This window comes from Citrobacter sp. CK189 (genome assembly GCF_030333505.1).
Classification (GTDB): domain Bacteria; phylum Pseudomonadota; class Gammaproteobacteria; order Enterobacterales; family Enterobacteriaceae; genus Citrobacter_B; species Citrobacter_B koseri.
This window is the reverse complement of the sequence record NZ_JAOWFV010000036.1, coordinates 87,950-106,850: the sequence shown is the minus strand read 5'-3', so window position 1 is coordinate 106,850 and position 18,901 is coordinate 87,950. Positions and strand designations below refer to the sequence as shown.

Genomic DNA, 18,901 nt, shown 5'->3' with positions numbered 1-18,901 from the left:
TCCCTGTCATTCATCGCTGCAAAAAATGGGATACAAAATGTCATCATTGCATATTTCGCAAGGTACGTTTCGCCTGAGCGACACAAAAACGCTTCAGTTAAGTGCGCTGACGTTGCAGGCGGGAGATAGCTGGGCTTTTGTCGGCACCAATGGAAGCGGGAAATCGGCGCTGGCCCGCGCGCTGGCGGGAGAACTGACGCTACTGAAAGGCGAGCGCCAGTCTCAGTTCGCGCGCGTCACCCGCCTCTCATTCGAACAGTTGCAAAAACTGGTCAGCGATGAATGGCAGCGCAATAACACCGACCTGCTCAGCCCTGGCGAAGACGACACCGGACGTACTACGGCAGAAATCATTCAGGATGAGGTGAGCGATCCCGCCCGCTGCGCTGAACTGGCGCAGCAGTTTGGCATTTCTTCTCTGCTCGACAGACGTTTTAAATACCTTTCTACGGGCGAAACGCGCAAAACGCTGCTTTGTCAGGCGCTGATGTCAGAGCCGGATTTATTAATCCTCGATGAGCCGTTTGACGGGCTGGATGTCGCCTCCCGCCAGCAACTGGCGAATCTTCTCGCCACGCTGCACCAGTCGGGCTACACGCTGGTGCTGGTGTTAAACCGCTTCGATGAGATCCCCGAATTCGTTCAGTATGCGGGAGTCCTTGCCGACTGCACGTTAACGGAAACGGGGGAAAAAGCGGATTTGCTCCAGCGGGCGCTGATTGCCCAACTCGCGCATAGCGAACGACTGGAAGGCGTAAAGTTGCCCGAGCCGGATGAACCTTCTGCCCGTCACGCCCTGCCGGACGGCGCGGCGCGCATTATTCTCAACGATGGCGTCGTCTCCTATAACGACCGCCCTATTCTTAAGCATCTGAGCTGGCAGGTGAATCCGGGTGAACACTGGCAGATTGTCGGGCCTAACGGCGCGGGAAAATCCACCCTGCTAAGTTTAATCACCGGCGACCATCCGCAGGGATACAGCAACGACCTGACGCTGTTTGGCCGCCGTCGCGGGAGTGGTGAAACAATCTGGGATATCAAAAAACATATCGGCTATGTCAGCAGTAGCCTGCATCTGGATTATCGCGTCAGCACCACGGTGCGTAATGTCATTCTCTCCGGTTACTTTGACTCAATTGGCATCTACCAGGCGGTTTCCGACAGGCAGCACAAGCTGGCGCAGCAATGGCTGGATATTCTGGGAATGGACAAACGCACTGCGGATGCGCCTTTCCACAGCCTGTCCTGGGGGCAACAACGGCTGGCGCTGATCGCCCGTGCGCTGGTCAAACACCCTACGCTGCTGATTCTTGATGAGCCATTACAAGGCCTGGACCCGCTGAATCGTCAACTCGTTCGCCGCTTTGTCGATGTACTGATTAGCGAGGGAGAAACGCAGTTGCTGTTTGTCTCCCATCACGCGGAAGACGCCCCAGGCTGCATTACCCATCGGCTGGAGTTTGTACCGGAAGGCGAGAGTTACCGCTACCAACAGACGACGCTGCGTTAGCGGTTCATTGGGGGCGTGCGACCACGCCCCTTTTTTCACTGCTTTTTCAGATAAAAGGCGCAATCATTCTTAAAGCATATGATTTATCATTAAATAACAGTCATCGGCGGGTGAAAAAACCGAAGTGTAAACGATTCCACTAATATATTCCATGTCACACTTTTCGCATCTTTGTTATGCTATGGTTATTCCATACCATAGGCTTAACGGAGCGAATTATGAGAGTACTGGTCACCGGTGGTAGCGGTTACATTGGAAGTCATACTTGTGTACAGTTACTGAAAAACGGTCACGATGTCATCATCCTTGATAACCTCTGCAACAGTAAGCGCAGCGTACTGCCTGTTATTGAGCGATTAAGTGGTAAGCACCCAACTTTCGTTGAAGGCGATATTCGTAACGAAGCGCTGATGACTGAAATTCTGCATGACCACGCGATTGACGCCGTCATTCACTTTGCCGGTCTGAAAGCCGTGGGCGAATCCGTCGCCAAACCGCTGGAATACTATGACAACAACGTCAACGGTACGCTGCGTTTAATCAGCGCCATGCGCGCCGCCAATGTCAAAAACTTCATCTTCAGCTCCTCCGCCACCGTCTACGGCGATCAGCCCAAAATTCCTTATGTCGAAAGCTTCCCGACCGGCACGCCGCAGAGCCCATATGGCAAAAGTAAACTGATGGTCGAACAGATCCTGACCGACCTGCAAAAAGCGCAGCCGGACTGGAGCATCGCCCTGCTGCGCTACTTCAACCCGGTCGGCGCGCATCCGTCAGGTGATATGGGCGAAGACCCGCAGGGCATTCCTAACAACCTGATGCCGTACATCGCCCAGGTCGCCGTTGGCCGTCGCGAATCGCTCGCGGTCTTTGGCAACGACTACCCTACCGAAGACGGCACCGGCGTGCGTGATTACATCCATGTGATGGATCTTGCCGACGGCCACGTAACCGCGATGGAAAAACTGGCTGGTAAACAAGGCGTGCATATTTACAACCTTGGCGCCGGTGTTGGCAACAGCGTGCTGGATGTGGTTAACGCTTTCAGCAAAGCCTGCGGTAAACCCGTTGCTTATCATTTTGCCCCACGCCGTGAAGGCGACCTTCCGGCCTACTGGGCGGACGCCAGCAAAGCCGACCGCGAACTGGACTGGCGCGTAACCCGCACACTTGACGAAATGGCACAGGACACCTGGCGTTGGCAATCACGCCATCCGCAGGGATATCCAGACTAAGGACATGTCATGACGCAATTTAATCCTGTCGATCATCCACATCGCCGTTTTAACCCGCTAACCGGACAGTGGATTCTGGTTTCACCACATCGCGCAAAGCGCCCCTGGCAGGGGGCGCAGGAAACGCCATCTCAGCAGGCGCTTCCCGCCCATGACCCGGACTGCTTCCTGTGCGCGGGCAATACGCGCGTAACCGGAGATAAAAACCCGGATTACACCGGCACCTATGTCTTTACAAATGACTTTGCCGCGCTGATGTCTGACACCCCGGACGCGCCGGACAGCCATGACCCGTTAATGCGTTGCCAGAGCGCCCGCGGCACCAGCCGCGTGATCTGCTTTTCTCCCGATCACAGCAAGACGCTGCCAGAACTGAGCCTCCCCGCGCTGACCGACATCATCAAAACCTGGCAAGAACAGACTGCCGATCTGGGAAAAATCTACCCCTGGGTGCAGGTTTTTGAGAATAAAGGCGCGGCGATGGGCTGCTCCAACCCGCATCCGCACGGCCAGATTTGGGCCAACAGCTTCCTGCCGAACGAAGCCGAGCGTGAAGATCGTTTGCAAAAAGCCTACTTCGCCGAGCATCACTCCCCAATGCTGGTGGATTATGCGCAGCGCGAACTGGCGGACGGCAGCCGTACGGTGGTTGAAACCGAGCACTGGCTGGCGGTCGTGCCTTACTGGGCAGCCTGGCCGTTTGAAACGCTGCTGCTGCCCAAAGCGCATGTGCTGCGCATTACCGATTTGACCGACGATCAGCGCGACTCCCTGGCGCTGGCGCTGAAAAAGCTGACCAGTCGTTATGACAACCTGTTCCAGTGCTCCTTCCCCTACTCCATGGGCTGGCACGGCGCGCCGTTTAACGGTGAAGAGAACGGGCACTGGCAGCTGCACGCGCACTTTTATCCACCGCTGCTGCGTTCCGCGACCGTCCGTAAATTTATGGTCGGTTATGAAATGCTGGCGGAGACCCAGCGCGATCTGACGGCAGAACAAGCGGCGGAGCGTCTGCGCGCGGTCAGCGACATTCATTTTCGCGAATCAGGAGTTTAAATAATGAGTCTGAAAGAGAAAACACAATCTCTGTTTGCAGAAATTTTCGGCTACCCTGCTACCCATACCATTCAGGCGCCTGGTCGCGTCAATCTGATCGGCGAGCACACCGATTACAACGACGGCTTCGTGCTGCCTTGCGCTATCGACTACCAGACGGTGATTAGCTGCGCCACGCGTGACGATCGCAAAGTGCGCGTGATTGCGGCTGACTACGACAACCAGGTTGATGAATTCTCCCTTGATGCGCCGATCGTTACCCACGACAGCCAGCAGTGGTCAAACTACGTGCGCGGCGTGGTGAAGCATCTGCAAAAACGAAATAACGCATTTGGCGGCGCGGATCTGGTTATCAGCGGCAACGTGCCGCAGGGCGCGGGACTCAGTTCTTCTGCGTCGCTGGAAGTCGCGGTCGGCACCGTATTCCAGCAGTTGTACCACCTGCCGCTGGATGGCGCGCAAATCGCGCTCAACGGCCAGGAAGCGGAGAATCAGTTCGTCGGCTGTAACTGCGGCATTATGGATCAGCTGATCTCCGCGCTGGGTAAAAAAGATCATGCCCTGCTGATTGACTGCCGCACGCTGGGTACGAAAGCGGTTTCCATGCCGGAAGGCGTGGCGGTGGTGATCATCAACAGTAACTTTAAACGTACGCTGGTGGGCAGCGAGTACAATACCCGCCGCGAGCAGTGTGAAACGGGCGCGCGTTTCTTCCAGCAACCGGCGTTGCGCGATGTCAGCCTTGCGGCGTTCAACGCGGTGGCCAACGAGCTGGACCCGATTGTCGCCAAACGTGTTCGCCACGTACTGACCGAAAACGCCCGTACCGTTGAAGCCGCCAGCGCGCTGGAGAAAGGTGACCTGAAACGCATGGGTGAATTGATGGCGGAATCTCACGCCTCAATGCGCGATGACTTCGAAATCACCGTCCCGCAGATCGACACGCTGGTCGAAATTGTGAAAGCGACCATCGGCGATAAAGGCGGCGTACGCATGACCGGCGGCGGCTTCGGCGGCTGCGTCGTCGCGTTGATCCCGGAAACGCTGGTTCCTGCCGTACAGCAGGCCGTGGCCACGCAGTATGAAGCGAAAACCGGAATCAAAGAAACGTTTTACGTATGCAAACCCTCACAAGGAGCCGGACAGTGCTAAACGAAACGCCCGCACTGGCGCCCGATGGTCAGCCGTACCGCCTGCTCACCCTGCGCAACGATGCAGGGATGGTGGTCACACTGATGGACTGGGGCGCCACACTACTTTCCGCCCGTATCCCGCTAACCGATGGCAGCGTCCGTGAAGCGTTGCTGGGGTGCGCCAGCCCGGAATATTACCAGGATCAGGCCGCCTTTCTTGGCGCATCGATTGGCCGCTACGCCAATCGCATTGCCAACAGCCGTTACACCTGGGCGGGTGAAACCGTCAGCCTGCTGCCGAGCCAGGGTGAAAACCAACTGCACGGCGGGCCGGACGGCTTTGACAAACGTCGCTGGCAGATAGTCAACCAGAACGATCGTCAGGTGCTGTTCGCACTGACGTCTGACGATGGCGATCAGGGCTTCCCCGGCCATCTCTGCGCCACCGCGCAGTATCGTCTCACCAACGATAACCGAATCTCCATTACCTATCGAGCGACGGTAGATAAGCCCTGCCCGGTGAACCTGACCAATCACGTTTACTTTAACCTGGACGGCGAGCAGTCAGACGTACGCCAGCACAAGCTACAGATTCTGGCTGATACGTACCTACCGGTTGATGAAAGCGGTATTCCACGCGACGGGCTGAAATCCGTTGCCGGAACCTCGTTCGACTTCCGCAGCGCAAAAACCATCGCCAGCGCGTTTCTTGCCGATGACGATCAGCGCAAGGTAAAAGGTTACGATCACGCCTTCTTATTGCAGACCAAAGGCGATGCCAGCCAGCCAGCCGCGCTTCTGTGGTCGCAGGATGAGAAATTGCAGATGAAAGTTTATACCTCCGCTCCGGCGCTGCAATTCTATTCCGGCAACTATCTGGGCGGCACGCCGTCGCGCGGGCCTGAACCTTATGCCGACTGGCAAGGCCTGGCGCTGGAGAGCGAATTTCTGCCAGACAGCCCGAACCACCCGGAATGGCCGCAACCTGACTGCGTGTTGCATCCCGGCGACGAGTACGCCAGCCTGACGGAATATCAGTTTATTCCGGCCTGACGATGAGCCATAACAGGCCCGATGGTGCCAGCTATCGGGCCTGTGGCGCGTCGCTTTGCTCAAATCCCCACCACTCAAAGACAAAATCGCAACTCCGGGTTCACAAGAACCTTACACTGCGTCACTATTTTCGCTATGGTTATGCGTAAGCGTTGCCGCTGACCTGTCACGGCAATATAATGAGAATTATTATCATTCAATAAAGCTTGAGGAGTGAGAGTATGGCTGTAACTAAGCTGGTTCTGGTACGTCACGGCGAAAGTCAGTGGAACAACGAAAACCGTTTCACCGGTTGGTACGATGTTGACCTGTCCGAGAAAGGCGTGGGTGAAGCAAAAGCGGCAGGTAAACTGCTGAAAGAGGAAGGCTATAGCTTCGATTTTGCTTATACCTCCGTGCTGAAACGTGCCATCCACACGCTGTGGAACGTCCTGGACGAACTGGATCAGGCCTGGCTGCCGGTTGAAAAATCCTGGAAGCTGAACGAACGTCACTACGGCGCACTACAGGGTCTGAACAAAGCGGAAACCGCTGAAAAATACGGTGATGAGCAGGTTAAACAGTGGCGTCGCGGTTTTGCCGTAACCCCGCCGGAGCTGACCAAAGATGACGAGCGTTACCCGGGCCACGATCCGCGTTATGCGCAACTGACCGAGAAAGAGCTACCGCTGACTGAAAGCCTCGCGCTGACTATCGATCGCGTGATCCCTTACTGGAACGAAACCATTCTGCCGCGCATGAAAAGCGGTGAGCGCATCATCATCGCCGCTCACGGTAACTCTCTGCGTGCGCTGGTGAAATACCTGGATAACATGAGCGAAGAAGAGATTCTCGAACTGAACATCCCGACCGGTGTACCGCTGGTGTACGAGTTCGACGAAAACTTCAAACCGATCAAACATTACTATCTGGGTAACGCTGACGAGATCGCGGCAAAAGCGGCGGCCGTGGCGAACCAGGGTAAAGCGAAGTAATCTGATTTGCCTGATGGCGCTTCGCTTATCGGGCCTACGGGTTGGCAATATGCGTCCCGTAGGCCGGATAAGGCGTAAGCCGCCATCCGGCAATACATGCACTTAAACCCCGATAACCCCGTCGAGCACCACCTGCGCCCTGCCCTGTGAACAACGTTCCACACGACCCCGAACGTTATACACTTCCGCCAGGCTTTCTGCGGTAATAACCGCTTCCGGCGCGCCGCTGGCCACCAGTTTGCCCTCCTTCAGCATCAGCACATGTTCGCTGTGGCGTAGCGCGATATTAATGTCATGCACCACCACAACCGTCACCATATTGCGCGCCCGCGTTTCCCGCGCGATCAGATCCATAACGTGAAACTGATAGTTCAGATCCAGCGCGCTAAGCGGCTCGTCCAGCAACAAAAGTTCCGGGTAGCGAATCAGAGACTGCGCCAGCCCCACCAGTTGCCGCTGGCCGCCGGAAAGCTGGTCAAGATAGTGCAGCGCCAGATGCGCAATGCCGAGTTGATCCAGGATTGCCAGCACCTGCGAGTGGCTGTTCGCGCCATCCCGCCCGCCGGACGTCCGCTGCGCCACAATAATTGACTCCAGCACATGCAGATGTACGCCCTGCGGCAGCGACTGCGGTAAAAACACCACCTTTTCCGCACGCCGGGCAAACGGCAGCGACATCAGGTTCTCACCGTCCAGCATGACCTCGCCACGGGCTTTATTCAGCCCGGCCAGCGCGCGTAATAACGTTGATTTCCCGCAGCCGTTCGGCCCCAGCAGAACGGTAATTTTACCGCGCGGCAGCTCAGGCACGCTGAGATCGCGAATAACCGGGTGTTTCGGATAACCGGCGCTTATTCCCTTGAGGATCAACCCGCTCATGACATGCTCCCCCGGTGGCGCAAAATAATGCTCAGGAAGAAAGGCACACCCACCAGCGACGTTACGATGCCTACCGGGATGATCACCCCAGGAACAATATTCTTCGACGCGATCGAGGCCAGCGACAGCACCAGCCCCCCCGTCAACACGCTGCCCGGCAGATAGAACCGGTGATCTTCACCAAACAGCATTCGCGCAATGTGCGGCGCGACCAGACCGATAAAACCGATTGGCCCGACAAACGCCACCGACAGCGCCGATAGCAGGCTGATGCGCAGCAGAGACGACAGGCGCAGGCGCCGCACGTCAATGCCAAAACTCATCGCCCGATCTTCCCCCAACCGTAGCGCCGTCAATTGCCAGGCGCTACGCATCGACCACGGCAGCACAATGGCAAACACCAACGCCAGCACGCCGAGCTTTTCCCACGACGCGCGCGCCAGGCTGCCCATCGTCCAGAACACCAGCCCCTGTAGCGTGTCCTCATCGGCAACGAACTGCATCATCGACACCAGCGCATTAAAGGTAAACACCAGCGCGATACCGAACAGCACCACGCCAGAGGTCGCCACGCGCGTCCAGCGAGTAATCCCGTCCAGCAGCAGGGCGGACAGCAGCGCAAAAGCAAAGGCATTCGCGGGAATAAACCAGGCGGCAGGAACGCCGGGAATGCCGATACCCAACACGATCGCCAGCGCAGCGCCAAAGGCCGCTGCGGAAGAAACGCCCAGCGTGAACGGACTCGCCAGCGGGTTGTTCAGGATTGTCTGCATTTCGGCGCCCGCCAGCCCCAAAGCCATTCCCACCAGTAACGCCATCAGCGCATAGGGTAAACGGATATCCCAGACGATAACGCGCGTCCCCGCATTAACGCTTGCCGGGTGCAGCAGCGTTTGCCAGAGCTCGCCGAGCGACAGACCAGACGGGCCAAGCGTAGAGTCCAGCACCAGCGAGGCGACTATCGCCGCAATAATCAGCAGCGCCAGCATCAACCGCTTGCGTACCACAAGACGGTAGCGATCGTCGATCGACGGAGCATTAGCGGATAGCGACATAACGTTCCTTACCTGTAGAGTCATTTCGGCGGATTGAGCACATCGCTAATCTGCGCGTCGCTGAGTGTAATGCCAAAGAAGTCCTGGTAAAAGCGGCGGGTCTCCTTGCGCATATCCACATCGGCAAAGCGCTGCGGATAGAGCGTTTTTGCCAGCCAGAGGAATTGTAACGCCTCTTCGCTGGTCTCCCGACACCACCAGAACATCCCTTTCGGGTTCACATACACGCGATGATGAATCACGGCGTCCACCTGCGCCCACTGGGGAGAAGTCAGGATGGCATCCGCATCCCGCTTATTCATGGCGACAATCACCGCCGGATTTGCCGCGACAATCTGCTCAAGAGCGACTTCCCCCGTCCGGTTTTGCTTGTGGCTAAACCAGCGCTCGGCGACGTTTTTTGCACCGGCCAGATCCATCCAGTCCTGATTAAGCGACGGCCTGCCGGAAGTGGTCAGCGGATTGCCCATGCTGTGATAGAGGGTCATTCGCTGATCTTCAGGAAGATCGCTTAAGCGCGCCTTTACCCGCGCCACATTGCGGTCAAAATACTGCTGATACCGCTGCGCTTTATCCTGCGCATCCGGCCCCAGCACCTCCGCTGTTTTATGCACCCGGGCGGTCAGCGCCTGCATGGAGTTCGCCTCAAACGCCAGTACGCGCACCCCCGCCTGCTGGAGCAGCAACGCCCTCGGCACCGTCATCGATTTCGGCACAAACAACAGTTGCGTACCGAGCGAGATGATCTGCTCGGGGTCCAGTTCGTGACCGCTGTTGACGCTGACAACGGCGACATTCTCAATACGCGGCAGACTCTGGCGAAAAAGCGGAATCGTCTTTGCAATCATCGACGTGCCAACAATATTATCGCCATACCCCAGCATGGTGATGATGGTGTTTTGCGCCGGCCACGGCGAAGCGATGCGCACATCGCTGTGCGGCTGCGCGGCAAACAGGCTCCCCGCCACCAGCCAGGCCAGCGCGGGGAAAATGCGGGTTAGCGTCATGACTCCATCCTTTAAAAATCAAACGTGACGGAGGCGCGAACTTCACGCCCGCTGCCGATAAAGGCGCTGGGTGAACCGTTATCGCCATCGGTGCCTGACGGGAAGATTGATGCCCAGTAGTGTTTATCGAACACGTTGTTAACCACCACGCGGAAGGTGGTCGGCACGTTGCTGATTTTCGTGGTGTAGCGGGTGCCCAGGTCCCAGGTGGTGTAGCTGCTGGCCCATGCGGTGTTGGTATCGTTGGCGGCACGCTTGCCGGTATAGTGAACGTTAGCGCTGTATACCCATTCCGGCATCGACGGTAAGCTGTACTCCGCCAGCATGTTCGCCTGCACTTTCGGTACGCCTACCACCCGTTTATCGCTGGTGGTATCGCTCACCGTATCTTTCAGTTTCGGATCGAGGAGCGTCACGCCGCTGTAGATATTCAGCCCTTGCCAGACATTACCGGAGGCCGTCAGCTCCAGACCGTTATTGACCTGGTTCCCCTGTTCCTTATAGACGTTATCGCCGGGATCGACATAGGCAAATGGACGCTCAAGACGGAACAACGCCGCCCCCAGATTCATCCCGGAGACATCGGCTTTTAGCCCCATCTCATATTGTTTGCTGCGATACGGGTCGAGGGTTTGCCCGGCATTTTTCACGTCGCTATTGGTTGGCGCCGTCCCGCCCTGTTCCAGCGACTCCGCATAGCTGACGTAGGCCATCACATTCGGGGTGATTTTATACATCAACGCCGCATTCGGGCTTAAACCGTTCTCATCAATCTGGCCGGTTTTATGACCGCTTTTATTGTAGTTCTGCGACTGAATCCAGCTCTGGCTCAAGTAGAACATCGCCGACCATTTCGGCGTGAAAGTCACGGTATCCCCAAGGGTAATGCTCTGTTGCGTGTTGACGCTGGATTTATAACGATCCCCACCGGTTATGATTTTGCCATCGCCCTTTTCGTACATCTCAGAGGGGTGGTACATATTGGTGGTGTCCCAGCTATAAGACGGCCCCGTCCCTTTCGCACTGTACAGCGACCAGACATAACCGGTGGTCGAGAGCGCAATATCATGCCCGACAGAACCGGTATCAACATGACCGTTAAGCGTGGCGGTATTGCTCAGTACGCGAAAACGTCCTGCGGCAGTAGAGTCTTTCAGCGAACGGCTGATATCGCCCTGGTTATTGATAATTTTGCTGGATACGTTACGCATCGCACGATCCGCCTGCTGCCAGCCAACGCCCGCCGTTACGGACCAGTCATCATTGAGATAATGAATAAGACGCGTGCTCACCGTGTCGGTTGTCAGATCGTTCCCGGCCGTGCTGAGCGCCAGATTTTTATCTTTGGGATCGGGGGCGGAAGGCAATTTAATGTTCGGGCCATAGCTGAAGCTTCCCGGATAGCCTTTTTGAATAAACTCATAGTGGCTGGCATCCAGCTGCAATTGCGTGCCTGGCTGAATATTCCAGTCCAGCGCCACGGAAAGCAACTTACGGCGCAGCGTACTGTCATCCAGATTCCCTTCACCTTCCTGATTCAGCACATTCACGCGATAGCCAAAACGGTTGTCATCATCAATGTGTCCGCCCAAATCAACATGCCCGGTGAAGGCGCTCCGGCTTTGATAACCCAGAGTGACTTTGCGCAGCGTCTCTTCCGTTGGGCGTTTGGCGACAAAATTAAACTGCCCGGCCGGACTTGCCGGGCCGTACAGCGCGCCGGTCAGGCTATTGAGCACATCCAGGCGTTCCAGCATCTCAACGGGGAAAGCGGTGGTTGAGACGATGTTCAACCCATCCAGGCGGCTGTTGGCAACCACGCTGCCCTGCATCCCCCGGCTCTGCGGTCTGCCGACATCCATGCCGCCGCGCGCCTGCATTTGTGTGCTGGGCGAGTATTTCAGCAGTTCGCTCACGCTTTGCGCCTGCTGGTTCTCAATCATCTCTTTGGTGACGGTCGTGGTCGAATACGGTGTATCAACCCAGGCTTTATTGCCCAGCGGCCCGACATCGATATCATTGGTTTTGAATCCAGCGCCGGAAGCGGCATGCGTGGTATCGGCAGAAGGCTGGCTGGTGACGATAATTTCATCTTCAGAGGTGTTTGCCGCATGTGCGCTGTGCGGCGCCAGGGAAATGAGAAGAGGCAACAGCGTTGCCAGTTGAGTGGGCTTATTCATTTGTATTATCAATCGTTATGTAAAAATTTATATTACGACCGATATAAGTGTAAAAAGTTGATCACGATCACATCAAAACTTTTAAACAAAGAACTAACTCTTTTGGATTACAAACAGTTAGTAGAAAAAAACCGGCCTGATTTGCCGGTTTTTCAATTGCGCAACGTGCGTTGGCAGGAGGAATTATCCGCGACGGGCTTTCACCGCATTCGACAACTGACGCAGCAGCGCATCCGTATCTTCCCAGCCGATGCAGGCGTCGGTAACGCTCTTACCGTAGGTCAGCGGTTCGCCGCTTTCCAGGCTCTGATTACCTTCCACCAGATGGCTTTCCACCATCACGCCAATGATCGCGTTTTCGCCACGCGCAATCTGCTGGCAAACATCCGCACAAACGTCCATCTGCTTTTTAAACTGTTTGGAGGAGTTCGCATGGCTGAAATCGATCATAACCTGCGGCGCAAGCCCCGCTTTAGCAAGACCTTCTTTTACTTCTGCCACATGTTGCGCGCTGTAGTTTGGCTCTTTGCCTCCACGCAGAATAATGTGGCAGTCGCCGTTGCCGCTGGTATTCACAATGGCGGAGTGCCCCCACTTAGTGACGGAGAGGAAGCAGTGAGGCGCACCGGCGGCATTGATGGCGTCAATCGCTACTTTGATGGTGCCGTCGGTGCCATTTTTAAAGCCGACCGGGCAGGAAAGACCGGAGGCCAGCTCGCGGTGTACCTGAGACTCCGTGGTACGTGCACCAATCGCGCCCCAGCTCATCAGATCCGCCAGGTATTGCGGGGTGATCATATCAAGGAACTCACCCGCAGCAGGTAATCCGCTGTCGTTAATGTCGAGCAATAACTTGCGGGCAATACGCAGGCCATCGTTAATCTGGAAGCTGTTATCCATATGCGGATCGTTGATCAGCCCTTTCCAGCCCACCGTGGTGCGCGGTTTTTCAAAATAGACGCGCATGACAATTTCAAGCTCGCCTTTTAACTCTTCACGCAGCGTCATTAAACGAGCGGCATACTCTTTGGCGGCAACCGGATCATGAATTGAGCACGGCCCAATCACCACCAGCAGGCGATCGTCATTCCCTTTCAGGATTTTATGAATCGCTTTGCGGGCATGGGCAACGGTGTTTGCTGCATTCTCTGTAGCGGGAAATTTTTCAAGGAGTGCGACTGGCGGTAATAACTCGTTGATCTCTTTAATACGTAAATCGTCGTTCTGATAATTCATGATTATTCCAGTGTTGCCATACTTATCTAATTAAATGCAATCCCTTCAATCTATCTCTTTGGCTAAAAAGTGTAAACTGACTTTTACACTTCGAACGGACTAATCCTGGAATTAGGAAAAAAAACGCCAGAAAGTAGCGAAAAACGAGATCTAACCTACAATTTTTAACTGCAAACACTCTTTTTGTGAGTTTTTTCAAGATTCTCTGCTGGGCTAAATCGCCAGTGCGGGATCTTTAACCCCTCTCTGAGATTTTACTGGCACATGCACTGTTGGAAGAGTTATCCGACATATCGACCATAACAGGAGCATCTTATGAAAATGACAAAACTGGCCACACTTTTTCTTACTGCCATACTCAGCCTTGCCAGTGGCGCAGCGTTGGCCGCTGACGCGAATACGCAGTCCAACAACGGACAGGCAAACTCTTCGGCGGATGCCGGACAGGTCGCCCCTGACGCCCGCGAAAACATCGCGCCAAACAATGTGGACAACAGCCAGATTAATTCCGGCGGCACCATGCTTCACCCGGATGGCTCATCAATGAACCACGACGGCATGACCTCCGATGAAGTGCATAAAAACACCATGTGTAAGGACGGCCGCTGCCCGGACGTGAATAAGAAAGTGGAGACCGGCGACGGCATCAACAACGACGTTGATACTAAAACCGATGGCACCACGCAGTAAGCCTGAAAAAAGGCCAGGTAACGGGAGGGCTGACGCTCTCCTTTTTATTTTGTCAGCCCAAAACTTGTATGATGTCATACAGTAATAATGAAAATAACAAAGGGATGACACGATGGCACATTCACACTCTCATACTGCTTCGCATCTGCCGGAAGATAAGAACGCGCGTCGGTTGCTGTTCGCATTTTGTGTCACCGCCGGATTTATGCTGGTTGAAGTGGTGGGCGGCATTCTTTCAGGATCGCTGGCGCTGCTGGCCGACGCCGGGCATATGCTTACCGATGCCGCAGCCCTGTTGTTCGCTCTGATGGCCGTACAGTTTTCCCGTCGTCCTCCAACCATTCGCCACACTTTCGGCTGGCTGAGACTGACAACGCTGGCCGCGTTTGTTAACGCCATCGCATTAGTGGTGATTACTCTTTTAATCGTCTGGGAAGCCATTCAGCGCTTCTATACGCCACGCCCTGTCGCAGGCGGCATGATGATGACTATCGCAGTGGCGGGTTTGCTCGCCAACGTGTTCGCGTTCTGGCTCCTGCACCGGGGGAATGAAGAAAAAAACCTCAATGTGCGTGCCGCCGCGCTGCATGTGATGGGGGATTTACTGGGATCGGTCGGCGCCATTTTTGCCGCACTGATTATCATCTGGACAGGCTGGACGCCAGCGGACCCGATTCTCTCGATCCTGGTTTCCATACTGGTGTTACGCAGCGCCTGGCGTCTGTTAAAAGACAGCGTAAATGAATTACTGGAAGGCGCGCCGGTTTCGCTGGATATCGCGGCGTTGCGTCGCCATCTCAGCCGGGATATTCCCGAAGTACGCAATGTGCATCACGTCCATGTCTGGATGATAGGAGAAAAACCCGTGATGACGCTGCATGTGCAGGTGATCCCGCCGCACGATCATGACGCGTTGCTGGCGCGCATCCAGCATTTCCTGATTCACCATTACCAGATTGAGCACGCCACCATTCAGATGGAATATCAGCCGTGCAACGGGCCGGACTGCCACCTGAATCAGGGGCTATCCGGCCATTCGCATCATCACCACTAACTGGAAAGCGCGTGTGAGCCTCGTTCGCGCGCGCTGTTGATCCACATCCGGCTGCCATTCAGGGCGATGAAGGTCAGGATCAGATACTCCAGCGACATCGCATAGACGCCTTGCAGTGCGAAGATCACCACGCTTATCACGTTGATAATCACCCACAGCAGCCAGTTTTCGACGTACTTGCGCGTCATCAGGATCATCGCCACAATCGACAGCACCATCATGCAGGAGTCCCAGAACGGGAAGGCATCAGGCTGCAATTCCGGCACGGCGACCGACAATCCCAGCGCCTGCATCAGGTTGATGGCGACGCGAGTCAGGAAAGCAAATACCGGATCGATATACGCGGTCATCAGGCCTATCGCCACCACGCATACCGCCAGCCAGGCCAGCGCTTTTGGCAGCGGCAGCCAGCGAATTTTCAATTCAATCTCATGCTGGCTTGTTTTGCGGGACCAGGCATACCAGCCGTAAATATTGGCGGCAAAGAAAAATACCTGAAGCAACAGGCTGGCGTAGAGTTGGATCTGAAAAAAGATGATCGCGAATAGCGTCACGTTAATCAGGCCGAAAAAATAGTTGCTGATCTTTTCCAGGCTGGCAAGCCCGATACACAGCAACCCCGCAACGGTGCCGACAGCTTCAATCCATGACAGGTCGTAACCGCCAGCGCCAATTGGAATATGAACCAGAATGTTCTGTGTGCTAAAAAAATCCATCTTTCCCCCAGAGCGTTTTACGTTTTACGTTTTACGCTCGTAGTGTAGCCGCAAATTCCAGCATACGGTTGAGCGGCAGCAACGCCCCTTCTCGCAACGCCTGGTCAACGTGAATCTCATGGGCCTGCCCGCCCTGCTCTAACCCCTCAGCAATTGCCTTAAGGCCGTTCATCGCCATCCACGGACAATGCGCGCAGCTACGGCAGGTCGCCCCTTCTCCGGCTGTCGGCGCTTCAAGCAACTCTTTATCAGGCACCGCCTGCTGCATTTTATAGAAAATTCCCCGGTCGGTCGCCACAATAAGCTGCTTATGCGGCAGCGTGCGGGCGGCATTAATCAGCTGGCTGGTAGACCCGACGGCATCCGCCATATCGACAATCGATTGTGGCGACTCAGGATGCACCAGCACGGCGGCATCCGGGTACAAACCTTTCATCCGGGTCAACGCCTGGGTTTTAAATTCATCATGAACGATACAGGCCCCCTGCCAGCAGAGCACATCCGCGCCGGTCTGCTTTTGCACGTAATGTCCCAGGTGGCGATCCGGCGCCCAGATAATTTTCTCGCCCAGACTGTCCAGATGTTCAATCAGTTCAACGGCGATACTGGAGGTAACAACCCAGTCAGCGCGGGCTTTGACGGCAGCAGACGTGTTGGCGTAAACCACTACCGTGCGATCCGGGTGGGCGTCGCAAAACGCGCTAAATTCGTCAATCGGACAACCCAGATCCAGCGAGCATTCCGCCTGTAGAGTCGGCATCAGGATGGTTTTTTCCGGGCTGAGAATTTTGGCCGTCTCGCCCATAAAACGGACGCCAGCGACCAGCAACGTGGAGGCAGGATGTTTCGCGCCAAATCGCGCCATCTCCAGCGAGTCGGAAATGCATCCTCCGGTTTCTTCAGCCAGTTGCTGGATTTCGGGATCGGTGTAATAGTGCGCCACCATGACGGCATCGCGCGCTTTCAGCAGACGTTTGATTTTCTCGCGGTAGAATTGCTTTTCATCCACGCTTAGCGGGGTCGGTTTCGGCGGAAACGGATAGATTGCGGCTTCCGGGTCAAACATTACGCTCATCATGCTTTCTCGTTTTACTGGCTTAACGAAATAACCGATATAAAGCGTAACCCACGCCACAATCGGTTAAATTTGTTTTATATGCTAAACAAGATAGCCGATTGGCTGGCAAAAGTCACAACAATTGCGCTTGATAATGCCGGATGGCGGCGCAAGCGCCTTATCCGGCCTACGAGTCGCCAGCTGACGTCTTATCCGACCTGAACGAGTGTATCGCTGTAGGCCTGATAAGCGCAGCGCCATCAGGCACAAATTCTGCGCATAGTAAAAAGGCGCCTTTAGGGCGCCTTTTTACATTGGTGGGTCGTGCAGGATGACTCGGCTTCGCCTCGCCCTTCGGGCCGTTGCTGACGCAACGTTATCCTTCACGTTTAACATCTGAGTGCAATGTTAAAATTGGTGGGTCGTGCAGGATTCGAACCTGCGACCAATTGATTAAAAGTCAACTGCTCTACCAACTGAGCTAACGACCCCTTGCGGGATTTTACTGCTTAATCATTCAGGATGGTGGGTCGTGCAGGATGACTCGGCTTCGCCTCGCCCTTCGGGCCGTTGCTGACGCAACGTTATCCTTCACGTTCTCTACCAGTAACCACCTTTAAAACTGGTGGGTCGTGCAGGATTCGAACCTGCGACCAATTGATTAAAAGTCAACTGCTCTACCAACTGAGCTAACGACCCATACGGGTGTTACCTGAAAGATTTTACTCGGCACCAATTTAAAATTGGTGGGTCGTGCAGGATGACTCGGCTTCGCCTCGCCCTTCGGGCCGTTGCTGATGCAACGTTATCCTTCACGCTTAACATCTGAGTGTGATGCTAAAACTGGTGGGTCGTGCAGGATTCGAACCTGCGACCAATTGATTAAAAGTCAACTGCTCTACCAACTGAGCTAACGACCCGAGTGGTGGGTGATGACGGGATCGAACCGCCGACCCCCTCCTTGTAAGGGAGGTGCTCTCCCAGCTGAGCTAATCACCCGATACTACGCTGGATACTGCTTACTAACTAAATTAGTGGTGGGTCGTGCAGGATTCGAACCTGCGACCAATTGATTAAAAGTCAACTGCTCTACCAACTGAGCTAACGACCCACTTTTGCGCTGCTTTCGGTTTGTTTGATATCCCCTGGCAACGGCGGCATATATTACTGATTTCAGATTTCAGCGCAACAAAAATTTCGATGTAGATCACTCAACTGCTTAGGAATCGCACGACGAGACCAGAAATAACGCGATTTCTGGTCGCGTGGTGTGCATTACATCGCGTTAAGACGTTTTTGCGCTTGTTTTGCGCCATCAGTGCCAGGGTATTTACTGATAACCTGCTGATAAACCGCTTTGGCTTTTGCCGCGTCGCCTTTGTCCTGCATGATGACGCCGACTTTGTACATCGCGTCAGCCGCTTTTGGTGACTTCGGGTAGTTTTTGACTACCGAGGCAAAATAAAATGCGGCATCATCTTTTTTACCCTTGTTGTAATTCAACTGGCCGAGCCAGTAATTGGCATTCGGCTGATAAGTTGAGTCCGGGTATTTTTTGATGAAGTTCTGAAACGCCACAATCGCATCATCCTGGCGGGACTTATCCTGCACCAGAGCAATTGCCGCATTGTAATCGGTATTGGCGTCGCCGCTTTGTACCGGCGCACCTGACGTCGCCGCGCCCGCGCCAGGCGCAGGTGTTGCGGTTGCCGCCCCGCTTTGCTCGCCGCCCGCCGACGGCGTCGCTGCGCTACCGCTGCTCAGACTGTCCATCTGTAGCAGGATCTGCTTCTGCCGTTCAACAACCTGATTCAGCTGATACTGACTTTCCTGGATTTGACCACGCAGGGAATCAATATCGGACTGATTATCAGAGAGTTGTTGCTGGAGTTGGGTTAAAAGCTGGCTGTGAGCATTCGAAATACGCTCGAGTTGAGTGACGCGGTCTTCGACCGAGCCTGAGCCGACACTACTGATTGGCGCCTGAGCAAAAGCGGCCCAGGGGGCCGCTATGCCAACCAGTAACGACAGACTCAACAGGTGATGTCTGAAGTTACTGCTCATGC

Annotated in this window: 16 protein-coding genes and 5 tRNA genes; 8 read left to right on the top strand and 13 right to left on the bottom strand. The window is 55.1% G+C overall.

Annotation, left to right across the window (positions count from 1 at the left end; all coding sequences use genetic code 11):
• Window positions 1–37: 37 nt before the first annotated feature.
• The 6 genes from modF to gpmA all read left to right on the top strand — a co-directional run bounded on the left by modF (window position 38) and on the right by gpmA (window position 6,961).
• Window positions 38–1,510 (top strand): molybdate ABC transporter ATP-binding protein ModF, encoded by a 1,473-nt coding sequence (modF, locus tag OGV83_RS06940; RefSeq protein WP_286463328.1) that lies wholly within the window; start codon window positions 38–40, stop codon window positions 1,508–1,510.
• Window positions 1,511–1,728: 218 nt separating this feature from the next.
• The gene (galE, locus tag OGV83_RS06935) at window positions 1,729–2,745 is read left to right on the top strand and encodes a UDP-glucose 4-epimerase GalE (protein ID WP_024130520.1); all 1,017 of its coding nucleotides are present in this window, start codon (window positions 1,729–1,731) and stop codon (window positions 2,743–2,745) included.
• A 9-nt stretch (window positions 2,746–2,754) separates the two neighbouring features.
• The gene (galT, locus tag OGV83_RS06930; protein ID WP_286451403.1) at window positions 2,755–3,801 is read left to right on the top strand and encodes a galactose-1-phosphate uridylyltransferase; all 1,047 of its coding nucleotides are present in this window, start codon (window positions 2,755–2,757) and stop codon (window positions 3,799–3,801) included.
• Window positions 3,802–3,804: 3 nt separating this feature from the next.
• Window positions 3,805–4,953: a galactokinase gene (gene galK / locus OGV83_RS06925; protein ID WP_275375891.1), complete on the top strand. Its 1,149-nt coding sequence runs from the start codon at window positions 3,805–3,807 to the stop codon at window positions 4,951–4,953.
• Window positions 4,947–5,987 carry a galactose-1-epimerase gene (galM, locus tag OGV83_RS06920; protein WP_275055151.1) on the top strand — a complete coding sequence of 347 codons (1,041 nt, stop codon included), beginning with the start codon at window positions 4,947–4,949 and terminating at the stop codon, window positions 5,985–5,987. The genes galK and galM overlap by 7 nt, the downstream gene beginning before the upstream one ends.
• 221 nt (window positions 5,988–6,208) lie before the next feature.
• Window positions 6,209–6,961: a 2,3-diphosphoglycerate-dependent phosphoglycerate mutase gene (gene gpmA / locus OGV83_RS06915; RefSeq protein WP_012133230.1), complete on the top strand. Its 753-nt coding sequence runs from the start codon at window positions 6,209–6,211 to the stop codon at window positions 6,959–6,961.
• Between the two features lie 102 nt (window positions 6,962–7,063).
• Here gpmA and OGV83_RS06910 read toward each other — a convergent pair whose 3' ends face one another.
• The 5 genes from OGV83_RS06910 to aroG form a co-directional block, all read right to left on the bottom strand.
• Window positions 7,064–7,840, bottom strand: a complete 777-nt coding sequence (locus tag OGV83_RS06910; RefSeq protein ID WP_286463327.1) for an ABC transporter ATP-binding protein — start codon at window positions 7,838–7,840, stop codon at window positions 7,064–7,066.
• Window positions 7,837–8,919, bottom strand: coding sequence for a FecCD family ABC transporter permease (locus OGV83_RS06905; RefSeq protein ID WP_052194398.1), 1,083 nt, complete (start codon window positions 8,917–8,919; stop codon window positions 7,837–7,839). The genes OGV83_RS06910 and OGV83_RS06905 overlap by 4 nt, the downstream gene beginning before the upstream one ends.
• On the bottom strand, window positions 8,916–9,902 hold the full coding sequence (locus tag OGV83_RS06900) for an ABC transporter substrate-binding protein (protein ID WP_286463325.1): 987 nt from the start codon (window positions 9,900–9,902) through the stop codon (window positions 8,916–8,918). Before OGV83_RS06900 ends, OGV83_RS06905 begins: the two co-directional genes overlap by 4 nt.
• Window positions 9,903–9,913: 11 nt before the next feature.
• Window positions 9,914–12,082 (bottom strand): TonB-dependent receptor, encoded by a 2,169-nt coding sequence (locus OGV83_RS06895; protein ID WP_049009618.1) that lies wholly within the window; start codon window positions 12,080–12,082, stop codon window positions 9,914–9,916.
• A 183-nt stretch (window positions 12,083–12,265) separates the two neighbouring features.
• Window positions 12,266–13,318, bottom strand: coding sequence for a 3-deoxy-7-phosphoheptulonate synthase AroG (gene aroG, locus OGV83_RS06890; RefSeq protein WP_012133235.1), 1,053 nt, complete (start codon window positions 13,316–13,318; stop codon window positions 12,266–12,268).
• 315 nt (window positions 13,319–13,633) lie between these two features.
• Between aroG and OGV83_RS06885 the strand changes: the two genes are divergently transcribed.
• Both OGV83_RS06885 and zitB read left to right on the top strand, forming a co-directional pair.
• The gene (locus tag OGV83_RS06885; RefSeq protein WP_110494523.1) at window positions 13,634–14,008 is read left to right on the top strand and encodes a YbgS-like family protein; all 375 of its coding nucleotides are present in this window, start codon (window positions 13,634–13,636) and stop codon (window positions 14,006–14,008) included.
• Between the two features lie 112 nt (window positions 14,009–14,120).
• On the top strand, window positions 14,121–15,062 hold the full coding sequence (gene zitB, locus OGV83_RS06880; RefSeq protein ID WP_047458052.1) for a CDF family zinc transporter ZitB: 942 nt from the start codon (window positions 14,121–14,123) through the stop codon (window positions 15,060–15,062).
• Here zitB and pnuC read toward each other — a convergent pair.
• The 8 genes from pnuC to cpoB form a co-directional block, all read right to left on the bottom strand.
• Entirely contained in the window at window positions 15,059–15,778 is a 720-nt protein-coding gene (gene pnuC / locus OGV83_RS06875; protein WP_275055155.1) for a nicotinamide riboside transporter PnuC, read from the bottom strand. The genes zitB and pnuC overlap by 4 nt on opposite strands.
• A gap of 31 nt (window positions 15,779–15,809) precedes the next feature.
• Window positions 15,810–16,853 (bottom strand): quinolinate synthase NadA, encoded by a 1,044-nt coding sequence (nadA, locus tag OGV83_RS06870; protein WP_024130522.1) that lies wholly within the window; start codon window positions 16,851–16,853, stop codon window positions 15,810–15,812.
• A gap of 397 nt (window positions 16,854–17,250) precedes the next feature.
• A tRNA-Lys gene (locus tag OGV83_RS06865) sits at window positions 17,251–17,326 on the bottom strand.
• A 132-nt stretch (window positions 17,327–17,458) separates the two neighbouring features.
• Window positions 17,459–17,534: transfer RNA gene (locus OGV83_RS06860), tRNA-Lys, on the bottom strand.
• Window positions 17,535–17,679: 145 nt separating this feature from the next.
• A tRNA-Lys gene (locus OGV83_RS06855) sits at window positions 17,680–17,755 on the bottom strand.
• Between the two features lie 3 nt (window positions 17,756–17,758).
• Window positions 17,759–17,834 (bottom strand) — tRNA-Val (locus OGV83_RS06850).
• Window positions 17,835–17,870: 36 nt separating this feature from the next.
• A tRNA-Lys gene (locus tag OGV83_RS06845) sits at window positions 17,871–17,946 on the bottom strand.
• Window positions 17,947–18,110: 164 nt separating this feature from the next.
• Entirely contained in the window at window positions 18,111–18,899 is a 789-nt protein-coding gene (cpoB, locus tag OGV83_RS06840; protein WP_012133241.1) for a cell division protein CpoB, read from the bottom strand.
• Window positions 18,900–18,901 lie beyond the last annotated feature (2 nt).

Excerpts from the sequence above, each read along its gene's own strand:
- OGV83_RS06905 (WP_052194398.1), bottom strand. The coding sequence starts at position 8,919 with ATGACTCTACAGGTAAGGAACGTTATGTCGCTATCCGCTAATGCTCCG.
- galK (WP_275375891.1), top strand. The coding sequence starts at position 3,805 with ATGAGTCTGAAAGAGAAAACACAATCTCTGTTTGCAGAAATTTTCGGC.
- aroG (WP_012133235.1), bottom strand. The coding sequence starts at position 13,318 with ATGAATTATCAGAACGACGATTTACGTATTAAAGAGATCAACGAGTTA.
- gpmA (WP_012133230.1), top strand. The coding sequence starts at position 6,209 with ATGGCTGTAACTAAGCTGGTTCTGGTACGTCACGGCGAAAGTCAGTGG.
- galE (WP_024130520.1), top strand. The coding sequence starts at position 1,729 with ATGAGAGTACTGGTCACCGGTGGTAGCGGTTACATTGGAAGTCATACT.
- OGV83_RS06910 (WP_286463327.1), bottom strand. The coding sequence starts at position 7,840 with ATGAGCGGGTTGATCCTCAAGGGAATAAGCGCCGGTTATCCGAAACAC.
- galT (WP_286451403.1), top strand. The coding sequence starts at position 2,755 with ATGACGCAATTTAATCCTGTCGATCATCCACATCGCCGTTTTAACCCG.
- OGV83_RS06900 (WP_286463325.1), bottom strand. The coding sequence starts at position 9,902 with ATGACGCTAACCCGCATTTTCCCCGCGCTGGCCTGGCTGGTGGCGGGG.
- OGV83_RS06895 (WP_049009618.1), bottom strand. The coding sequence starts at position 12,082 with ATGAATAAGCCCACTCAACTGGCAACGCTGTTGCCTCTTCTCATTTCC.
- pnuC (WP_275055155.1), bottom strand. The coding sequence starts at position 15,778 with ATGGATTTTTTTAGCACACAGAACATTCTGGTTCATATTCCAATTGGC.
- zitB (WP_047458052.1), top strand. The coding sequence starts at position 14,121 with ATGGCACATTCACACTCTCATACTGCTTCGCATCTGCCGGAAGATAAG.
- OGV83_RS06885 (WP_110494523.1), top strand. The coding sequence starts at position 13,634 with ATGAAAATGACAAAACTGGCCACACTTTTTCTTACTGCCATACTCAGC.
- modF (WP_286463328.1), top strand. The coding sequence starts at position 38 with ATGTCATCATTGCATATTTCGCAAGGTACGTTTCGCCTGAGCGACACA.
- nadA (WP_024130522.1), bottom strand. The coding sequence starts at position 16,853 with ATGAGCGTAATGTTTGACCCGGAAGCCGCAATCTATCCGTTTCCGCCG.
- cpoB (WP_012133241.1), bottom strand. The coding sequence starts at position 18,899 with ATGAGCAGTAACTTCAGACATCACCTGTTGAGTCTGTCGTTACTGGTT.